The sequence below is a fragment of the Kitasatospora paranensis genome (genome assembly GCF_039544005.1).
Taxonomy (GTDB): domain Bacteria; phylum Actinomycetota; class Actinomycetes; order Streptomycetales; family Streptomycetaceae; genus Kitasatospora; species Kitasatospora paranensis.
Genome location: NZ_BAABKV010000001.1, coordinates 313,524 through 332,368, shown reverse-complemented (window position 1 = coordinate 332,368; position 18,845 = coordinate 313,524). Strand labels below are relative to the sequence as shown.

20 protein-coding genes and 1 pseudogene are annotated in these 18,845 nt (G+C 72.0%); 11 read left to right on the top strand and 10 right to left on the bottom strand.

Translation table 11 applies throughout. The features are described 5' to 3' along the window. Positions 1-151: 151 nt before the first annotated feature. Complete coding sequence (locus ABEB13_RS01665) at positions 152-532, top strand: CBS domain-containing protein (RefSeq protein ID WP_345703928.1); 381 nt, start codon at positions 152-154, stop codon at positions 530-532. 1,042 nt (positions 533-1,574) lie between these two features. After that, positions 1,575-1,781: a hypothetical protein gene (locus ABEB13_RS01660; RefSeq protein ID WP_345703927.1), complete on the top strand. Its 207-nt coding sequence runs from the start codon at positions 1,575-1,577 to the stop codon at positions 1,779-1,781. On the opposite strand, the gene ABEB13_RS40160 is transcribed toward ABEB13_RS01660, so the two are convergent. Then, positions 1,703-2,383 (bottom strand): DUF5994 family protein, encoded by a 681-nt coding sequence (locus ABEB13_RS40160; protein ID WP_425559847.1) that lies wholly within the window; start codon positions 2,381-2,383, stop codon positions 1,703-1,705. The genes ABEB13_RS01660 and ABEB13_RS40160 overlap by 79 nt on opposite strands. Before the next feature lie 297 nt (positions 2,384-2,680). Here ABEB13_RS40160 and ABEB13_RS01655 point away from each other — a divergent pair, with 297 nt between their 5' ends. Then, positions 2,681-3,142 (top strand): DUF5994 family protein, encoded by a 462-nt coding sequence (locus tag ABEB13_RS01655; protein WP_345703926.1) that lies wholly within the window; start codon positions 2,681-2,683, stop codon positions 3,140-3,142. Positions 3,143-3,842: 700 nt separating this feature from the next. On the opposite strand, the gene ABEB13_RS01650 is transcribed toward ABEB13_RS01655, so the two are convergent. The 5 genes from ABEB13_RS01650 to ABEB13_RS01630 form a co-directional block, all read right to left on the bottom strand. Continuing rightward, a complete protein-coding gene (locus ABEB13_RS01650; RefSeq protein ID WP_345709500.1) occupies positions 3,843-5,552 on the bottom strand; it encodes a SpoIIE family protein phosphatase in 1,710 nt (569 codons plus the stop codon). Between the two features lie 22 nt (positions 5,553-5,574). Beyond that, complete coding sequence (locus ABEB13_RS01645) at positions 5,575-5,784, bottom strand: hypothetical protein (protein WP_345703925.1); 210 nt, start codon at positions 5,782-5,784, stop codon at positions 5,575-5,577. 444 nt (positions 5,785-6,228) lie between these two features. Continuing rightward, positions 6,229-6,519 carry a helicase associated domain-containing protein gene (locus ABEB13_RS01640; protein WP_345703924.1) on the bottom strand — a complete coding sequence of 97 codons (291 nt, stop codon included), beginning with the start codon at positions 6,517-6,519 and terminating at the stop codon, positions 6,229-6,231. Between the two features lie 21 nt (positions 6,520-6,540). Beyond that, the gene (locus ABEB13_RS01635) at positions 6,541-6,873 is read right to left on the bottom strand and encodes a hypothetical protein (protein ID WP_345703923.1); all 333 of its coding nucleotides are present in this window, start codon (positions 6,871-6,873) and stop codon (positions 6,541-6,543) included. 128 nt (positions 6,874-7,001) lie between these two features. Further along, positions 7,002-7,418 (bottom strand): hypothetical protein, encoded by a 417-nt coding sequence (locus tag ABEB13_RS01630; RefSeq protein WP_345703922.1) that lies wholly within the window; start codon positions 7,416-7,418, stop codon positions 7,002-7,004. Between the two features lie 164 nt (positions 7,419-7,582). Between ABEB13_RS01630 and ABEB13_RS01625 the strand changes: the two genes are divergently transcribed. Beyond that, entirely contained in the window at positions 7,583-7,738 is a 156-nt protein-coding gene (locus ABEB13_RS01625; RefSeq protein WP_345703921.1) for a hypothetical protein, read from the top strand. Positions 7,739-8,438: 700 nt separating this feature from the next. Here the strand turns inward: ABEB13_RS01625 and ABEB13_RS01620 are convergent. Next, positions 8,439-9,137, bottom strand: a complete 699-nt coding sequence (locus ABEB13_RS01620) for a type III effector protein (RefSeq protein WP_345703920.1) — start codon at positions 9,135-9,137, stop codon at positions 8,439-8,441. A 110-nt stretch (positions 9,138-9,247) separates the two neighbouring features. Between ABEB13_RS01620 and ABEB13_RS01615 the strand changes: the two genes are divergently transcribed. The 3 genes and pseudogenes from ABEB13_RS01615 to ABEB13_RS01605 all read left to right on the top strand — a co-directional run bounded on the left by ABEB13_RS01615 (position 9,248) and on the right by ABEB13_RS01605 (position 11,008). After that, positions 9,248-9,682, top strand: coding sequence for an Hsp20/alpha crystallin family protein (locus tag ABEB13_RS01615; RefSeq protein WP_345703919.1), 435 nt, complete (start codon positions 9,248-9,250; stop codon positions 9,680-9,682). A gap of 483 nt (positions 9,683-10,165) precedes the next feature. Next, positions 10,166-10,569, top strand: a pseudogene (locus ABEB13_RS01610) (DUF2267 domain-containing protein). A 55-nt stretch (positions 10,570-10,624) separates the two neighbouring features. Further along, positions 10,625-11,008 (top strand): DUF2267 domain-containing protein, encoded by a 384-nt coding sequence (locus ABEB13_RS01605; protein ID WP_425559846.1) that lies wholly within the window; start codon positions 10,625-10,627, stop codon positions 11,006-11,008. 424 nt (positions 11,009-11,432) lie between these two features. Here ABEB13_RS01605 and ABEB13_RS01600 read toward each other — a convergent pair whose 3' ends face one another. Next, positions 11,433-11,693, bottom strand: coding sequence for a hypothetical protein (locus ABEB13_RS01600; RefSeq protein WP_345703918.1), 261 nt, complete (start codon positions 11,691-11,693; stop codon positions 11,433-11,435). A gap of 1,300 nt (positions 11,694-12,993) precedes the next feature. On the opposite strand from ABEB13_RS01600, the gene ABEB13_RS01595 reads away from it, so the two are divergent. After that, positions 12,994-13,605, top strand: coding sequence for a TetR/AcrR family transcriptional regulator (locus ABEB13_RS01595; protein WP_345703917.1), 612 nt, complete (start codon positions 12,994-12,996; stop codon positions 13,603-13,605). Further along, positions 13,598-13,948, top strand: coding sequence for a nuclear transport factor 2 family protein (locus ABEB13_RS01590; protein ID WP_345703916.1), 351 nt, complete (start codon positions 13,598-13,600; stop codon positions 13,946-13,948). The genes ABEB13_RS01595 and ABEB13_RS01590 overlap by 8 nt, the downstream gene beginning before the upstream one ends. 682 nt (positions 13,949-14,630) lie before the next feature. On the opposite strand, the gene ABEB13_RS01585 is transcribed toward ABEB13_RS01590, so the two are convergent. Continuing rightward, complete coding sequence (locus ABEB13_RS01585; protein WP_345709499.1) at positions 14,631-15,746, bottom strand: baeRF3 domain-containing protein; 1,116 nt, start codon at positions 15,744-15,746, stop codon at positions 14,631-14,633. A 380-nt stretch (positions 15,747-16,126) separates the two neighbouring features. Further along, entirely contained in the window at positions 16,127-16,660 is a 534-nt protein-coding gene (locus ABEB13_RS01580) for a MarR family winged helix-turn-helix transcriptional regulator (RefSeq protein ID WP_345703915.1), read from the bottom strand. Between the two features lie 63 nt (positions 16,661-16,723). Here ABEB13_RS01580 and ABEB13_RS01575 point away from each other — a divergent pair, with 63 nt between their 5' ends. Continuing rightward, positions 16,724-18,394, top strand: coding sequence for an MMPL family transporter (locus ABEB13_RS01575; RefSeq protein WP_345703914.1), 1,671 nt, complete (start codon positions 16,724-16,726; stop codon positions 18,392-18,394). Continuing rightward, positions 18,316-18,822 carry an MMPL family transporter gene (locus ABEB13_RS01570; RefSeq protein ID WP_345703913.1) on the top strand — a complete coding sequence of 169 codons (507 nt, stop codon included), beginning with the start codon at positions 18,316-18,318 and terminating at the stop codon, positions 18,820-18,822. The genes ABEB13_RS01575 and ABEB13_RS01570 overlap by 79 nt, the downstream gene beginning before the upstream one ends. The last annotated feature ends 23 nt before the right edge of the window (positions 18,823-18,845 follow it).

Here is an 18,845-nt window from a genome sequence, read left to right as displayed (position 1 = left end):
CCCGACAGCCTGCCGCCGCCCGCTGCCCGCGACGGCCGCACGTGAAGTCTGTCAGCAGTACCGCGGCCCGCTCCGGCGGATCGTCGGCCGTCCCACCGCCAGTGATCCGCTCGCCGCGGCCACGGCGGGCCAGACACCAAGGAGTCCGCCCATGACCACCACCCTCGACCGCCCCGCCACCACCCTCACGGTCGGCGACCTGATGACACGCCCGGAGCTGCAGATCAGCGACCACGTCACCGTCGACGCCGCGATAGACGTCCTGCTCAGCTCCGGCGCCGACCACCTCCTGGTCCGCGACGAGGACGGCCGCTGCGCCGGACTGCTGACCCGCCTGCACCTCGCGCCGTTCCAGGGCCGGCCCTGGTATACCGAACGCACCCCGGTGCGCGACATCGTCCTCGACCGTGCCCCGTTCGCCACCATCGGCATGCCCGCCGCCGCCGCGGCCGCCGCCATGCGCGCCCGCGGCCTGGACATCTGGCCGGTAGTGGACCACGACGGCCACGTCATCGGCCTGCTCAGCTTCTAGGACCGGCCACAGGCGCCAACACGCCGCATAGGGGCGCCTGCTCTCCACGGCTCCGATACGAGGGGCAGTGGAGTCCGTGAGTCGGCGGGTTTCCCAGCCGGGCCCGTAGCCGCCGCTACCTGCGCAGGCGAACGGAAAGCCGGCCCGCGCCGGAGCCGGCGGGGAGAGGTAGTCGCGCGCTGAGCGCGGTTTGGACGATCCGGTCCTCATGGAGCGGTCCGACGGGTGGGTCTCGCGGAAACCGTGTCGACGCGGAGCGGCGGTCACGTAGCGACCACCGGGTGCAGCGGCGCGCCGGACGCGCGCGTGGGCACGGTCCGGCCAACGGGTAGCGTCACGGCCGGGCCGAACGGTAGTTCGAGGTATGGCAGCGGTCGCGGTCGTCTACCGGGTGTCGGGCGGCCTCGAACGGCTCTGCGCCGGTACGGCAAGGTCTTGGGCCGCCGAGACGGCGAAGACGGCCTGGCGCGCAATCGAGGCTTGGCTGCAGCGAACCCCGCTGTGGTTGGTCCCGCATGACCCGGAGGACCGCGCAGTACAGGTTCCAGCGATGAAGAGACGAGGTCGCGGGCGCCTCAACGAGCGGTTCCGCCGTTACCCGCCCGGCTGGAAGCACCCCGCACCCGACCTGCCCGGTGCGGCCGGAGACGAGTGCGACAGTCGTTCACTTCGGGCCTCAGCGCGACCCGGTGGCTCCCATTCCCGAGAGCTCGACCGTCGGTACGCCGGGAGCCCGGAACTGGTCTCCAGAGCGTCACGAATCGGGCAGACCGCCCCGCCGGGGGCCGGAGCGCAAGCTCATACCGAATGGGGCCACGGGCAATGACCCCTCAATCGGCTCCCGCGCAAAGCTGGTTCGTGCAGCACGCGTCGCACGCGCTCATCCGCCGTGGCTACGCGTTCCGGCTTCAGCTTGCCCTGGTGGTGGGCCGGGTGTCGATCGCTCGTCAGGCCCAGACGCTGGCTGCGGGAGTGCTGCATCGGTGACGCCGACACCGTCCCCCGTCGAGCCGGGGGACCGGCTGCTGATGGCCGCGACGGGGTGATCGATGCTCGCGACTCCGGGCTGATCTTCTACCTCTTCGACGAGCGGATCGGCCGCTGGGCCCGGGGTTCCCCGGCCGCGCTGCTCGCGAAGCTGCGGCGCGACCTGCGGGCGCATGCCGGCGGTCACTTCGGCGCCGCCGCCGCGCTGGTCGCCGTCGAGCGGCTTCGCCTTGGCCCGGACGAAGCCGCGCCTAGGATCTGAGCAGACGCTTCCGCCGGCGGACCCGGACGCGCGCATGTGGCCGACTGTGCGCATCCTGCCGCTCCGCGGTCAGCCGCCGGGCTGTGGCCGGGGCGGCAGTGGCTGCGGCCCGGGCGGCAGCGGGACCGGCCATGGCGGCGGCCAGGGCGGCGGCCAATTCGCTGTGCCGTTGCGCCAGGCGGGGCGGGTGGGGGAGCGCCCTCGGCGGCTGGGCCCAGGGACGCGGCGGTGAGGATCCAGGGGGCCAGAGTGCTGTTGCCAGGGGCGGCCGCCGAAGCCATCGCGGTGCGGGCCGCGGCCGGACGGGTCCGTGGCGGGACGACCAGCAACAGGAAGCGGTCCTGGTGTCCGTCGCCCACACCGATGGTGTGGACGCTGGAAGAGAAGCGATTGATGCGTACCACCTGCCCGTCGACCGTGACCCGGTGCGGCACCGTGTTCCTGGCCGTCCGTTCCACGCTGACGGGCAGGATCGGGCCGACTCGGCCGCGCAGCGCGGCGATCAGAGAGGGTGGTTCGCTTCTCGGCTCGTGCGAGCGCGGCCACCGGGCACCGTCGAAGAGTCCGGTGATCGGGTACGGGAAGGTGCGGTCGGTGGCCATGGCGTGCCCGTCTCCGGCTCGCGACGAACCGGCTGAGTGCCCGAGGTTGACGCCGGTTCGGGTGCGGGCGTCTGTAACGTCCTCGGTGCGTCAACACTACTGCGGGCAGGGGCCGATCCGGGGTCGTCCGGAGAGCTGGATCCGGCCGGATCTCGCGTACACTCGGCGGTACCGAAGGCTTTCCGCATGCCGGGCTCCGTTCCCGGCGTCGTCTCCGGAGAACGACAACGCCGGCTCCATGCGAGTGGCGCCGGGGACTGGTCCCACGAGATGACCGCGACCTTCGACCGTACGACGATGTCCCCCGCCCAACCGTCCACCCCCGACGTGGTGACCCGCCTGTCACTGTCTCCCGCCGGTCTGCGACCTGGCCGGCTTGACGGCGCCTGGTGGCCCGGGTCGTACGACCTCCTGCTGGAACTCCCCGCCTTGGTGGCGGTCCTGGACGCCCGTTGGGGCCGGGTCACCCGGGTCACACTGAACCCGACCCACTGGCCGGTGATCCCGTCCCGGATCCCGGTCGCCGGACACGTCGTCCACGGTGGCTGGTTCGGCGTGGAGCAGGATCCGAACGCGATCATGGTGCGTTCCTTCAAGACTGCCCGGCTTGACCTGCTGGTCGTTCCGCCAGGGACGGACGACGCCGCGGCGGCCCGGCTTATGGCGGCGGCGGCCGACCCGGCCAACGTCCGCACCGCCTCCGCGCTGACCGCAGCCGAGGCTGCCGGACTCCTGGCGGGAGCGGCCTGCCAATCCTGAGCCGCCGGGCAGGCCCGCTCCCCGCCCGGGAGCGTCCGGTTTCCGCCGCACAGGTCGCCGCCCGTCGCGCAGGTCCTGCCCTCTCATGCCCGGGCACCCCGACCCGGTGGCGCCGGGCTGTCGTCGTCCACTCCTGAGCCAGGTCCTCCGGTCGAGCACCACGCGCCTCCCAAGGCCGGGCCTCGCACCCGCTGACGTCCGGCCGGGCGAACTTGTCGGAAGGAGTCCTGGGCCCCGGCCGAGTCGCCACGGGACCCGCTGGCGACTCCGGGAGCGTCAACACGCTCACCCGCGCCCACCTGCGCGCCCGCGAGGTGGGCGCCGTGCTGCATTCGGTGTCCCCGGCCGGACAGGTGGTGGCACTGTGGTGCCGCACCGAAGTGGACCAGCTGCTGCTGCACTCAGCCTCAGCGGCTACCCGCGCCGCGAGGAGCTCCCCGCGCGGGAGAGGCGCTCGCGTGTGGGGGCGAGAGGTGCACCCGGGGCAGTGGGGCTGAACCACCGGCTGTGCCATACCAGCGGCTCAGCAGTGGCTGCGCCGGTTGCCGGAATCCGCCCCTTACGTCTTCCGGTAGCGGTTGAACCAGCCGCCGGCCCGCTACTCGGGCTTGACGGCTCGGAGTCGGCCATCGTCTGCGAGCCCGCCGCAGTGGCCGGGCCGGCCATCACCGGGGTGTGACGGCGGTTCATGGCGGGTCGCTCAGCCCGACGGTACCCGGAAGGCGAGAAGTGCCGTGTCGTCGGTGCTGCCGGGAGGCACGACCCGAAGGATCTGGTCGCAGAACTCCTCCAACGGGTAGCCCGCCACCTGGGCGGCGTGACGGCGCAGCTTTTCCAGTCCGGCCCCGAGATCGGCACCCGGGACTTCCACGAGGCCGTCCGTGAACAGCAGCAGCGTTGAACCGGCCGGTAGCTCCTCTGTGCCGTCATGACGTTCGGGATCCCCACCCGCTCCAAGGACGAGCCCTTGCCCGGCCTCCAGATATCGCGCCTCGCCGCGGGACGGCGTCGCGGCCGCGGGAAGCAGCAGCAGCGGCGGCGGATGCCCGGCACTTGTCCACCGCAGCCGCCACGACCCGGCCAGAGGCTTCTCGACGTAGGCGAGGATCACGGTCGCCATGGGCACATCGGTCAGGCTCGTCATCGCGTCATCGAGTCGCGCCATGACGGCGGCCGGCGCCTCGTGCCGATCCCAGGCCAGAGCGCGAAGGATGTTGCGCAGCTGGGCCATCCGGGCCGCCGCCTGGAGATCGTGTCCGATCACGTCGCCGATCACCAGCGCCATCGCGCCGTCGCTGAGCCGGAACGCGTCGTACCAGTCACCCCCGACCCGCGAACCGGCAGGAGCGGGCTGGTAGCGGGCAGCCAGCGACATGTCCGGGTCGCGCGGCAGTTCGGTGAGCAGATGGCGCTGCATGGCAGTCGCGATATCGCGCTGCTCGCCGAACAGGCGGGCGTTGTCGATGGCCACGCCGGCCCGGTGACCGATGTCGGCGAGCAGGGCCAGTTCGCCCTCGGTGAAGGGCCGGCCCGCACCGGTGCGTACCGCCGTGAGCGCCCCGGTGGTCTCGCGGGCACTGGTCAGCGGGACGACAGCGGCGGAGGTCGCGCCCAGGGCGCGCAGGAATCCCGTCTGGACGGCGGCGAGCGGCGCATCGGGCGGCTCGGCCATCTCCCGCACACCGAGCACGACGGGCGCTGCGCCGTGCAGCACCCGCACCAGCGCCGAACGCGACAGGGCCGTCGGCGGCGGCAGCGGGCCCCGCCATGCCTCCAGAGCGGAGTCCCGCCCCGCCGGGCCGAGGACGGCGACCCGGCGGACGTCGCCCTCGGGGGTGCGCAGATCCACGGCCACCCAGTCCGCCAGCGCGGGGACGAGCAGCGGGCCGAGCCGATCCACGGCCTCCTCGACGTCCAGCGTCTCGGACAGCACCTCGGTGATCGCGCCGACCAGGGTCAGCCGTTCGGTCAGGCCCTCCAGATGGCTCATCCGGGCGGCTTCCCGCCCATTGGGCGCAGTGCTCCCCGCGACGTCGGCGAACAACACGGCCAGACCCACCGTGCGGCCCCCACGCAGGACGGGTGCCGCCGACCAGCGCACCGGCAGAGACCTGCCGTCACCGGTCAGAAAGGCGTCGCTCTCACCCCAGGCCGGCCGCCCCTGCGCGGCGACCGCCAACAGCCGGCACCGCGAGCGCGGAACCGGGGCGCCGCCGGGACCCCGATGCAGCAACTCGTGGGCATCCGCCCCCGCCATCGCCGCTGCCGTGCGGCCCAGCAGTCCTTCGGCCCACGGATTGACGGCCAGAATCCGTCCCTCCGCGTCGAGCAGGAGCACCCCGGCCGCCAACCCCGCGAACGCCGGGCCCAGCAACCGCTGCTCGTCTCTCCGACCATCGCCGCCGGGCATCACCGCGCCACCGTCAGCCCGCCTACAGGCGCTGTTCAGGACTGGAAGTGGCCGGCGCCCCGAGGCTGCCGGTCACCAGCGCGTACGCATGCGCCAGCTCCACCAGGGCCCGATGGTGCTGCCCGCTGTACTCGCCCAGCGCCCGGGTCTCCGCGCTGATTGCCTTCAGCAACTCGTTGCGCGCCTCCGCCTCCGGCGAGACTTCCGAGGCCGGAGACTCGTTCGACACCATCACAACTCCTTTGCGCAGTCCGTCGGCGGCCTGGACACAGCGGCTACCCCAACGATTCCATACTGCAACCCTGCCGCCGCCGCGCCGTCAGTGCCTGTAGCTGGATCGGCCCGCCCGCCGTATGGGCGAGCCGAGGTCCGGCGGGCGCGGTGTTGTGGGACAGGCGCCCAATGACGTCCTCCACTGGCGGCACCGCCGGCCGACCGCACGTGCTGCCGCCTCCAGGGCCACCTCGGCGGTGGTGGCCTCTTCCCCGTACCCGAGAGCGCACTGCTGCCAGACTCGGACCGGTGAGCGGATCCCGCCCGTAGCCCCGTTCAACTCCCAAGCCCACTCCACGCCGTGCTGGGCGAGCTGCGCGAGCTGTCCCGGCGTCAGGTTCGGCCGCCTGCTCTTCTGGTTGTTGAGCCACACACCCAGGGCGAAATATGATATAATCACCTGTTACTCACCCCCGGGGCCGGCCTCCACGGCCTCCAGGAGCTCCTTGTGCGGGCGCCTGACGTTGGCGTGGCGCTCACGCTCAACGAACTGCGCTAGCGCCGCCAGACCCTGCTGGAACCGGTCCACACGGGACACCCTGAGCTTCCCCTCCGCGGCCTGCCGCGCAGCCACCAGCTCCTCGTCGGCCTCGATGCCGAGCGCCGCGAGGAGATCCTGCTGATCGGGATCCAGGCCGGGCCAGCCGGCCCGCTGCGTCACGATCCAGCGGCCGAGCTGCTCGCCCTCGAACACCGTCTCCTCGGGCAGTGCCGGCTAGTCCACCTTGCCGGCGGACTCCAGCCACCACATCCGTGCCACAGAGTAGGCGCGCTGCCGGACGATGGGCCAGGTGGGGCACCAGAACGGGTCGATCTCCTCCAACGAAGCCCGCCTCGCCGCAGCGAGCGCTCCCGGCTCCCCGGCCGGCACCTGGGCCGCTGCCCGCAGTTCTGACAACCAGGTCCCGATCGGGTAGGACCCGATCGAGGCCCGCGCAGGAGCAGCGAGCGACGAACCGTGCTCCTTCGCCCAGACCCGCGCCCAGGCCAGGCCGGCCTCGAACCGTGCATCGGACACCGACCAGATCATGCCGAGCGCATCCAGCATCTTCGCCCGGTGCGGGCCAATTCACCCGCGGCGTGCTCAGATCGCCTGTCGGGCACCCACTTACCAAGCGGATAATTCCCCTCCGGACCAACCATTTCTGAAGATGGAACGTCAAGCCCGCCCGTTTCCTAAAACCGGCGCCGAGCATGATTGATACCCTCCCGCCAGAACTGATTCTTTCCCTTCAGTACCCGCGAGGCGAAGAACAACGCGAGCACGTTCTCGTCCACCGGCGTCCGGAACCGCACCGGCAACGTGAACGCATCCGACCCACCCTCACCCGACCCACCCTCACCAGGCAAAACAGCAGCCTCCGCGCTGTGCCCCTTGGTACGCTTGCCGGACTGCTGAGGCACCGCCAGGGCCTCCACCACGCGCTCGTCGTGAGACCTCAAAGCAGACAAAATACGGACCGGAGGTCCGTAACTGTCCGACTCCAGAACCTCTCCGGGTGCCAGGAAAATAGGCACGATAAGAGAAGCGGTCTTGCCTTCGCCGGGCTGGATCTGCAGGGCCCGGCCGATGGCCTGGACGATATCGACCATGCTGCCACGTCCGTTTAGTACGACAGAGTCTGCGTTCGGGTGTGAAGTTGCAGTTCGTTGTCGCGGGAGAACCTGCAGCGGCCTGTGGTGGCGGGTGAGGTTCAATGCCTGGTCAGGGGCGGTGACGGGCAGGGCGGCGACTGCGGGGTGCGGTTTCCAGCGTCATGCTGGTGCTGCGCATGTCCGGCGTGCACTTCTGCGACTCGGGCGGCCCCAGCGCGGTCATCCGCATCCACCTGCGCACCGGCGAGGCGGGCGCCGTGCTGTGCCTGGTGTCCCCGGTGCGCAGGTGGCGGGGCGGTTCCGGCGCACCGGTGTGAACCGGCTGCTGCGGTGAACTCCGGCGGCGCCCGTTCCCGGCGCACGCGCCTCACGGAGCGTGGTTCGGCGAGGGGCGTCCCGTCGCCCCTTCTCGTTGCTCCGGGGTGTCGGAGCCGCGTCCTCGACCGGCACTGCTGCCGGGACGGCCGACTGCGCCCGCGGTCTCCAGGTCACCCTCACCGGACTGGAGCGGGCCGACTTCTCGAGTCCGGGCACAGGGGCGGGCGCTGCTGCCGCGCCGGGATCGCAGCGCCGGACCCGTGCATGTTTCCAGACCGGGCGTGTGTCCTGTCCGCGTCTTGCCGTGTCGTCTGTCCCGTCCGGCGGCCTCATGCCGCGTCACGTCGCTGTGCGGCCGGCCCGGGGCGGTTGTGTCGGGCTGCCTGCGGGGTGTCGGGGGTGGGTCGGGTCTGCCGCGGGTTTGTTGTGCAGTGGCGGTCGGCGGTGTGTGCGGGGCGTCTGCCAGAGGCTTCGGTGGCCGGCGCGGGTTGTCGTGGTGCGACGGCCGCAGGCTTGCCGGGAGCGGCGCGTGGGGGCCGGGGGTCCTGGGCGAGGCTTTGGCGGATGGCGTCGAGGTGTGCGAGGCGGCTGTCGAGGGCGGCGGTGGCGGCCGCGCTGGTCTCGCGGATCCGCTGTTCGAGATCTGCGATCCGGTCCTGGATGCGTTGCCAGCGCTTCTCCGCGGTGTCGCTGTGGCGGTCAGGCGCGTCGTTGGTTGCTGTCATGGCGGAGGTGGTCGGTGTGGTGGGTGAGGTCGTCGAGGCGGGTGGCGAGGTCGGCGTGGCCGGTTTCGAGGTGGGGTCGCATGGCGGTCAGCGGTGCCACGAGGTCGGCTGGGTCGGCGGTGCCGAGGGCTGTGGTGAGGGTGGCCCGGTGGGAGTCGGCCGCGGGGGCGAGGTCTGTGAGAGCGGCGATCTGGGCGGCGAGGACGCGCAGTTGGGTGGCGTTCTCGCGGGCCCAGGTGGTGACGGCGCGTTCGGCGGCGCGGCGGTCGCGGACGGTCTTGACCCGCTCGGCGCCGGTGCCCGTGCCTGCGTGGGGGGTGCCAGGGGCGGGTTTGAGGCGCAGGTAGCGGTTCTCGGCGGCCTGGCGGCTGGCGACGCCCATGGGGTGTGCGAGGTCGGCCCAGGTGGCGCCGGCGGTGCGGGCGTTCTCCACGAGGCCTGCTTCCCAGCCGGCGAGTTGGGCGCGCAGTTCGCGCAGCAGGAGGAGGGCGGCCAGGGCCGGTTCGGGGCCTTCCTGGGTGTCGTGGGGGCCGCGCCGGCCCTCGGGGCCCGGGGCGTGGGCGGTGCGGACGGCGTCGTCTATGGCCGCCAGCGCCGCTGCGGCGGCGACGAAGGAAGCGGGCTCGAGGGGCGCGGGAGGACCGGCGGTGGGTGTGGGTGGCCTGTCGTTCATGAAGTCACTCTATAGGCGACGTGCAGACTTGTCATCGGATGGATGACGCGCTAGAAAGGTGTCAGGTGAAGCGCACTGGCCCCTTCGATCCCTTCTGGAGGTGTTTCGCGATGCTGATGCGCACCGACCCGTTCCGCGAGCTGGACCGGCTGACCCAGCAGTTCCTGAGCACGACGGGTACGTGGTCGCGTCCGACCCCGATGCCGTTGGACGCCTACCGTGCCGGCGACGAGTACGTGATCTGCTTCGACCTGCCGGGTGTGGACCCGGAGGCGATCGACATCGACGTCGAGCGGAACATGCTGACCGTCAAGGCCGAACGCCGCCCGCGCCGCGAGGGCGAGGACGTGAAGTGGGAGATGTCCGAGCGCCCGCTGGGCATCTTCTCCCGCCAGGTCATGCTGTCCGACACCCTGGACCCGGCCGGGATCAGCGCCGACTACGACGCGGGCGTGCTCACCCTGAAGATCCCGGTCGCAGAGAAGGCCAAGCCCCGCAAGATCGCCATCAGCCACAGCGGCGACCGCAAGCAGATCCGGGCCTGACCCCTCCCGATGCCGTTCCGCACCGCTCCCGAACCCCCGAGGAGCGGTGCGGAACACCCCGCACCCCGCCCGCCGGCCCCCTCCCATCCCAGGGCCGTCCTCGCTGCGGAGCAGCCGGACCCCCGACCAACACCACGCACGGCCGGATACCCGACACCTCCTGGTGCGGGGCGCGACGACCTCGACCTCGACCTGGCCCCCTTGCTGCGCCGTGCTGTGACTGCCGCGCTCGAGTCGTATCAGGAGGCGGTGCCCGATGCTCAACCTGTCGGAGGTGACGTTCATGGACGGCTCGGGCCGGGGAGCCCTCGTCCGAGCCCGCAACCCGGCCGACCGGCGCAGCACTCACCCGGCCCTTCACCGGGCCACCCGCTGCGTGGTCCCGCCGCTCGGGGTCACCGGCCCTCACCGGCGCCTTGCCGCGCGGCACGGAATGCCCCGTCCACTCGGTGAACTCCTTCGAAAGACGGAGGGAGACATACGGTGACTGTCCGCTGGGAGGCGTTCCTGGACCAGGTCCGGGAACGCGGTGAATACGGCACACCCGAGGAGGCCGAACGGGCCGCCCGTGTCGTCCTGGCCCTGCTCGGGGCCCACTTGGTCGGCGATGTCCGCACCGCCCTTGCCGCGCGTCTGCCCGAAACCCTCGCTCTGGTCCTCCTCAACCCGCTCCAGGCCGCCGAACCGCTCAGCCCGGAACGGTTCGTGCGGGCTGCCGCGGCCTGGATCGAAGGCGCCACCGAGCAGACGGCCCTGTGGGACACCGGCGCCGTGCTGAGCACCGCCGCGGACGCCGCCGGCGACGACCTCATGGACCGCGTCCTGTTCCAGCTGCCCCCGGATACGACCTCCTCTTCGGCCGCCCCGATCCCGGCCACCGCCCTTGATGTCCCGTGCCGCCGCGCGCCGCGCGGCCGGCCCCACTCCTGGAAGGCCACCGTCATGACCCGGCACCGCCGTCTTCTTCAGCAGGTCCGCACCCTCGGCCGCTACACCACCGACGATGAGGCCGAACGCGTCCTCGACGCGGTCCTGGCCGTCCTCGGATCCCAGCTCACCGGCGAAGAGCGCTGCGACCTCGCCGTCATGCTGCCCGAACGGGCCCGCGCCGTGTTCGCCACCCAGATCCCCTCCCCGAGCCGGTCCCCGCCCCCGCCTTCGTCGAGGCCGTCGCCCGCAACCTGGACACCAGCCTCACCGCCGCCCGCTGGGACACCTCCTCCGTCCTGGCCGCCCTCACCGACCTCGCCGGCGACCACCTCACCGACCGCCTCCTCGCCCACCTGCCCGGCGGCTACGCGCTCCTGTTCGGCCGCGCCGATCTGACGGTCGCCGCCTGAGGAGCGGAGCCTGAACGCCCGCTGAGGCGTTCCCGGTCCGACCGGGCGTCGCTCCAGGTGGCGCCGTGCGCCGGGCGAAGCCCGGGCAGCCAGCGACATATCCGGATCGCGCGGCAGCTCGGTGAGCAGATGGCGCTGCATGGCAGTCGCGATATCCCGATGCTCACCGAACGAGCGCGCGTTGTCGATAGCCACGCCGGCCCGGTGACCGCTGTCGGCGAGCAGGGCCAGCTCGCCATCGGTGAAGGGCCGGCCCACACCGGTGCGCACCGCCGTGAGCGCCCCATTGGACTCGCGACTGCTGCTCAGCGGGACGACAGCCGCCGAGGTCGCACCCAGGTCACGCAGCCCGGCAACCGCTGCTCGTCTCTCCGACCATCGCCGCCGGGCATCACCGCGCTGCCACCGGCCTACAGGCGCTGTTCAGGACTGGAAGTGGCCGGCGCCCCGAGGCTGCCGGTCACCAGCGCGTACGCATGCGCCAGCTCCACCAGGGCCCAGTGGTGCTGCCCGCTGTACTCGCCCAGCGCCCGGGTCTCCGCGCTGATTGCCTTCAGCGACTCGTTGCGCGCTTGCGCCTCCGGCGAGACTTCCGAGGCCGGAGACTCGTTCGACACCATCACGATTCCCTCGCGCGGTCCGTCGGCGGCCTGACACAGCAACTGTCCCAACGGCTCCATACTGCGTCCCTGCCCACCCTGCCGCCGCGCCACCGGAAGTGCCCGTGGCTGGATCGGGCGGCCGCCGTATGGGTGAGCAGGGTTCGGCGGACGCAGTGTGGGGGACAGGCGGGTAATGACTCCCTCCACCTGTCGGCAGGGGCCTGGACGCCCGTGATCAGGGCCGACCGTTCGGTGCTCTGGGGACCTCGTCACGGGTGGCACCGAGTTTCCTCAGCGTATTGGCGACGTGATGTTCGACGGTCCGGGGGGACAGGGGCCACGGTCCGCGCCATGTCCTGGTCGCTGGCGCCTATGGCGAGGAGCTCGGCAATTTGCCGTTCGCGCGGGGACAGATCGGTGCCGGAGCCGCGGCGACCGCGAGGCTCCGGGCGGAGCCGGCCCCGGTCGCGCAGGGTCTGTCGGCAGCGGTCCCCGTCTGCGGTGGCGTCGAGGCGGGCCAGTGGATCCCACTACGGCGCGCCTGTTCACCTGGCTGGCGAAAGGGTTCCAGGTCACAGCCCTGTTCTCGGTGAGCGGGCGGGGCTGGCATTCCCGGCGCGGCAGACCCGTGGCCCCCTGCGAGGTGCTGCTCGGCAGAGCGGCCGCGCCCCCACCGCGGCCGGACCTCCCTGCCGCCGGAACCGGGACGTCCCCCGCCCCGGTGCCAGCCGGCTGCCACCACCCTCTCGCCCGCCCCCGTGCCTACCCCGGCCCCGCTCCCGCTGGGCAGGGTCTCGCCGGCGTCGGCCGGTCGGCGAGCCGTCCCGCCGTCGGCGGTGTCGGCGCTTACGGTCGACTGCAGGAGCCCGATCCCAGTCCAGCTCCGACCACGGCCCGGCCTCTCATCAGGGGGCCGGGCCGCACGGTTTCCTCGCGCGTCCACCGCTGCGAGCCCGGTCATGCAAATCGACGCGAGAGGAAACATTTTTCGACGCGGGAGGAATTGACGCACCGGCAGCCGAACCCGCCCGCCCCGAGAGCGGCACCGCGCTGCGCACCGGCGGCACCGGCCGGCGCCCCCTCCACTGCGGCCGCGGCTGCTCCTTCACGGCGTCCCGGCGGCGTCGTCAGGAGGCGTCGGACGCCGCGCTGGCCGTGGCCGTCCACACGGCGCGGCAGAATCCGCGCCCGCGCACCACGGCGGTTCCATCTGTCTGCTGAGCCCCGGTCTGGTGTTGCCCTGCCTCGGCGCCGCTGTGGGGGTTGGCCCTGTGTCAGTTGGGCGGCCGTCCTGCAGGGGCATTGGACGCGCGGTCGGTTCCGCCTGTGCTATTTTTTGTGAGCAGTCGTTCAACTACTTGGGGTGGGGATGGGGCGTAAGCAGCTCTGGGAGCAGGACGAGGTACTGGCCTCGGCAATGCGGCTGTTCCGGCACCGGGGGTATCTCGGTGTTTCGCTGCGGGACATCGAGGAGGCCACCGGTCTGCACCCGGGGAGCCTGTACCGGACCTTCGGGAGCAAGGACGGTCTGTTCCATGCGGCTCTGAACGCCTACAACGAGCGGGTCGTGCAGGGCCGTGTCCGGGTCCACCTGCTGGAGCCCGCCGATCCTGTGGCCGGTATCCGCTCGTTCTTCACCTCGGCGATCGAGACCGGGGCCGAGCCCGACCCGGGCTGCCTGCTCACCAACACCGCCGTCGAGTCCTTCACGCTCCCTGGGGTCACCGACGGCGTGCACCACGGCCTGGCCGCGATCGAGAGCGGCTTCGCCGACGCGTTGTCCCGTGCCCGAGGCCGTGGCGACACCCCGGCGGACCTCGACGTCGGGGCCACTGCCGCCCACCTGCTCGCCGTCTACCAGGGCCTGCTGGTGCTCGTCCGGGCCGGCCTGCCCCGCACCACACTGCACAGCGTCACCGACGGCGCGATGGCGTCGATCGGCTCCCTCAAGACCCATGAAAGCAAGGACGACCATGAGTGACACCCAGCAGCTCTGGAACGACTACGCCGCCTGCTGGTCGGCCGAGCCCGCCGACCGGGTCGCCGCACTCGGCGCGGTCGCGGCGCACGAGGTCGCCTACCGCGACCCGGGGACGGAGGTCGCCGGCCTGACCGAACTCGCCGCCTACATGGCCGGCTTCGCCGCGGCCTTCCCCGGCCACCGGTTCCGCATCGACGAGGTGCTGGAACACCACGACCGTTCCCTGGCCCGCTGGACCCAGCTCGACGCCCACGGCACAGCGGCATCGACCGGCATCAGCGCCGCCCGCCACCACGAGGACGGGAGCCTCGCCGACATCACCGGCTTCTTCCTGCCGGCCTGACCAGCTCCCCGCCACCCGACCACCCCCGACCACCCGCTGCGGGCGACGCCGTCGTCCGGCGGCCCGCCTGCGCCCCGCCAGACGTGGCGCGGCGCCGTGCCGCTGATCCCGGCAGCCAGGTGCTCGCCCGTGGCCGAGCTGGTGGCGTGGTGGACAGTTCAGTGTCGGGGAAGGGGTTCCAGGTCTGGCTGGTGTGGGCGGGCCGGTGCGCATGACCCACACCGGCCAACCGGCCGGCGGGTGCCCGGCCGCCAGGGATCCCGAGGCGGTTGGCGATCCAGCCCACCACCGAGAACACGGCATCCGCCGGATCGCGGCCGTCCACTGCCTTCTCCGCCATCGCCGGCCTCGTCTCCGACCGCACCGCCACCGCCTGAACAAGGTCCCAGCTCGGGCCGGCATATCCCCGCCGCAATCACGCACCAGCTCGTTACTGGCTGGCAGCCTGTACGGCGAGCAGCGGCCCCGCCGACCACATCGTCTGCTGGGCCGCCGACGCCCGGAGCGCCCCGAAGCGCTCCGTGGCTCATGCACACCTTTACTACAGGCTTGCCCGGACCTGCCGCCCGCGGAGTGGTCAGCTGATCCTCTGGGACCGTGGGACCTCCTCCCCGAGCCGCGCCGACGGGCGTGACCGGCGCCCCGAAGCGTCTAGCGGCTGACTGAGGGCCTCCGGCGCGCTTCAGTAGCGCAGGACGGCGGCGATCCGATTGTGGTCGGTGAGGTGGTCGTCGGGGAGGAAGACCACTTCGGCGCCGTTGTCCAGTGCGGCTTCGACGAGTTCGTCGACGATGTCCTCGCGTACCCCGTCCTCCCACCCGCCGGCGGGTTCGCCGTTCAGTGGGGTGAGGTGCCCGTCGGTCAGGCGCACGGTGCGCCGGAAGTGCTCCTCGACGGCGACGAGGTGGGCACGGCCTGTGGTGACGGCGTCCCAGACCTCGTCCAGGCCGGCAGCGAAGGTGCGCCGGCTGCGGGCGTCATCGAGCGCGGCGTCGATGCGGCTTGCCGCCTGCTGCACAAGCCCGGCGCGGGCAGGGGCGAGTTCGTCGAGCAGCACGCTCTCGGGGCCTTCGGTGAGATTGCCCTTGAGAACGGTGGCCGCAGGGGTCCTGGCCGCTTGGCCGACCTCCTGGAGCAGTGCCACCGCCTGGGCGAGGCCAACCAGGAGCAGCGGGCGGGGGTCGTCGGCGAGCACGGCGGCCAGCGCGGCGTCGACGGTGCGCAGGAAGCGGCGGGTGTCCTCATCGCGGAAGGTGCTCGGCTGGTCGCCGACGCGTTCCTTGTGCTGGACGTCCCACTCGCCCTCCTCCAGCACGGCAGGGAAGCCGTCGCGCTCGTGCTGGTGCAGGGAGTCGCCTGCGCCACTCCAGAGTGTCGCCCTGTCGGCAGCGGCAACCAGGACCCAGTAGGGGAGCGCCTGTGCCTTCGCTGCCACGAGGTTGCGGGTGAGAAACGTGTCACTGAGGACCACTCGCTCGGGTACCTCGCGGGGCAGATGCCAGATCTGGTGGCTGTCGGTTGTCGCATACAGGACGAGGCCGTCCTGGGCGTGGCGCAGGTCTGCGTCGGCCAGGGCGCGTTCCAGCTGCTGGCGCAGGTCGATGCGGGCCTGGCGCGCGACCGCCGGGTCCTCGTCGATCCGGCGCTCGGCTTCGGCGAGAAGGTTACGCAGCCGCACCGGGTCCTGGGCGTTGTCCGGCTCGCGTCGGTGGGTGGGCATCGTGAGGGAGACCACCGGGTACGGCCGCACGGTGCGCAGGTCCCGCAGGAGATCGGCGGTCAGCTCGTCGGTTTCCATAGGGTCCTCACCGGGCGTCGAAGCAAAGGCGATGGGCAGGCGAGAGGTGTGCGAGCCGTTTGGCGCTCCGGCGTCGCAGCCGTTCCTGCAGATTCCCACGGCCCGCGCCCTGGCGCCCCCGAAGGCGTGAGTCACGGTGCGGACCGCACGCGCCAGCGTCCGACACGTGTCGTTGCGGTCACCAGCGAATAGGCATTCAAGGTGTGCGTCGCGCTGATCGACGCGACCCGTCCCAGATGGATGACGACGGACCTTCAGCCGGGCGGTGTGGCCGAGAATGCTGCCGACACATGGCAGTCCTGGACCGGCAAGTGGAGGGCGACCCTGGGGTTCAGGCCCGCGCATGGTGCCGGCGGCCGGCCGGGCCGCTCGTCTCGCTCTCAGTCCTGTGGTCCGACGCGCGCCAGGTAGGCGCGGTAGGCGGCTGCCACGTGCTCGAGGTAGCGCAGGGCCCCTTCGCGCTCCTGGTCGCTCAGGCCGTCGGAGGCGTCGAAGAGCAGGCCGAGCAGTGGTGCCAGTTCACCCATGACGTGGTCGAGTCCGCTGGGAGTGACGCCCAGGACTTGGCGGCGTCCATCGAATGGGTGCGGGTCCCGCGACAGGTGACCCTCCGCGACAAGGCGGTTCACGGATTGCGTTCCCGCCGCGCTGGTGACTCCCAATCGCCGGGAGAGCTCGACCGGGCCGATCGCGTTGCCGGCCCCCTGCGCCATGACGACGTGCTCGACGGCCTCGACATTCGTCAGCGGCATGCCCAACCGCTCTGCCAGTGCGGCGCGGGCCAGCTGGGTGAGGGTGAGAACCTCGCGCAGGGCCTCCGACAAGTCGTCGCCCGCCGGAACTCCGGACGTTGCCGCCGGTCCGCTGGCGCCATCCGAACGGCGGCCGGCTCCGAAACCTGGTTGTTGCGCCATGCAGGTAAGTCTGACACGGTAGAAATCGCTAAGTTACTTAACGATCCGAGAGAGTGCGTTCCCTTGACCTCACCCCCGACCGGCAGGCTGCGGTCCACACCTGACTCTCCCCAGGCCGCCGACCGACCGAGGCGACCGCGCGCGACGGCCTGGCTGGTCCTGCTCCTCACCCTCATCGGGCTGGGCGCGGCCTTCATGCTCGGGCCCTCCGGCGCGACCACCACTGATGCCACGGGCACCGGGCTGCCCGCTGCCTCGCAATCCGCCCGTGTCGCCGACCTCGTGAAGACGTTCCCGGCCGGCGCGGTGGCACCGGCAATCGTCGTCTACAGCAACACCGACGGCACACCCCTTACCCCGAACCAGCAGGCTCTCGTGGCCGCGCGGGCCGAGCCGCTCGGAGCACTGGGTCTCGCACCTGGGGCGGCACGGCCGGAGACCGTCCAGGGCAAGGTCGCCACCGTGGCAGTCCTGCTGTCCACGGGCGCCAGTGACACGGAGAACAGTTCGGCCGTCGATCGGATCCGGCGCACCGCCGCGGAGGACCTCCCCGCCCCGCTGCGGGCCCAGGTCACCGGAGCGCCCGCGATCCGCGCCGACATCGGCAAGGTCTTCGAGGGCGCCGACACCAACCTCCTGCTCGCCACCGCCTCGGTCGTCGCCGTTCTGCTGCTGATCACCTACCGAAGCCCGATCCTGTGGCTTGTCCCGCTCCTCGTCGTGGGCGCCGGAGACCGCCTCGCCGGCATTCTGGTCGGCGTCCTGGCCCCGCATGCCGGCGTCCAGGTCGACGCCTCGGCGGCAGGCATCCTGTCTGTCCTGGTCTTCGGCGCCGGCACCGATTACGCCCTGCTGCTGGTCTCCCGCTATCGCGACGAACTCCATCTGACGGACGACCGCTTCGCCGCCATGGCCAAGGCGTGGCGCGGCACCGCCCCTGCCGTCCTGGCGAGCGGGACCACCGTCGTCCTGAGCCTGCTCACCCTGCTGACTGCGGAACTGACCGGTAACCGAGGGCTCGGCTTCGCGGGCGCCATCGGCATCCTCACCGCCATGCTCTTCGGTCTCGTCGTCCTTCCCGCAGCACTCGTCCTCCCCGGCCGCTGGCTCTTCTGGCCGCTCGTGCCCAAGGTCGGCGATCCCGTCACCGCCGACCGCCGAGGCCTGTGGTCACGCATCGGAGCTGCGGTCGCCACCCGCCCCGCACAGGTCGCCGTCGCCGGAACCGCCGTCCTGCTCCTCCTCGCTTCCGGAGCCCTCGGACTGCGCACGGGCCTCGCCCAGGGCGACTCCTTCCGCAAGACCCCCGAAGCCGTCCTCGGCCAGCGCACCCTCGCCGCCGTCCAACCCGCCGGCGCGGCCGACCCGCTGACTCTCCTTTCCACCGCAGCCACCGGCGACCAGGTCGCGGAAGCTGCCCGCCGGGTGCCCGGGATCGCCTCGGTCACCCCGACGGACCGCACCGACCGCTACGCCCGCGCCGATGTCGTCCTCACGGCCGCCCCCGGCACGAAGCAGTCCGACCGAGCGATCGAAACCCTCCGCGCACGGGTCAACGCAGTCCCCGAATCCGCCGCCCTGGTCGGCGGCGCCACCGCCGAGGCCTACGACACTGCACAGGCCAACGCGCACGACACCCGCGTCGCGGTGCCCTCGTGCTCACCATCGTCTTCGTCGTCCTCGTTGTGCTCCTTCGCGCCCTCGTCGCCCCGGTACTCCTTGTCGCCACCGTGATCGCCTCCTACTTCGCCGCCCTCGGCGCGAGCTGGATCCTCTTCCGCACCGTCTACGACTTCCCCGCCCTGGACACCAACGTCCCCCTGCTGTCCTTCCTGTTCCTGGTCGCGCTCGGAGTCGACTACAACATCTTCCTGATCGCCCGTACCCGCGAGGACACCGTTGCCGGACACGACACCCGCCGAGCGGTGCTGCGCGCACTGGCCTCCACCGGCGGAGTCATCACCAGCGCCGGCATCCTGCTCGCCGCGGTCTTCGCGGTCCTCGGCGTCCTACCGCTCATCACGCTCACCCAGATCGGCGTCATCGTCGGCATCGGCGTCCTCCTGGACACCCTGCTGGTGCGCACGGTCCTGGTCCCGTCGCTCGTCCTCCTCGCCGGCCGCCGCTTCTGGTGGCCCGGCCGGCCCGAGAGAACTCCCTGATCGCCCGTCCGCCGACGACACCC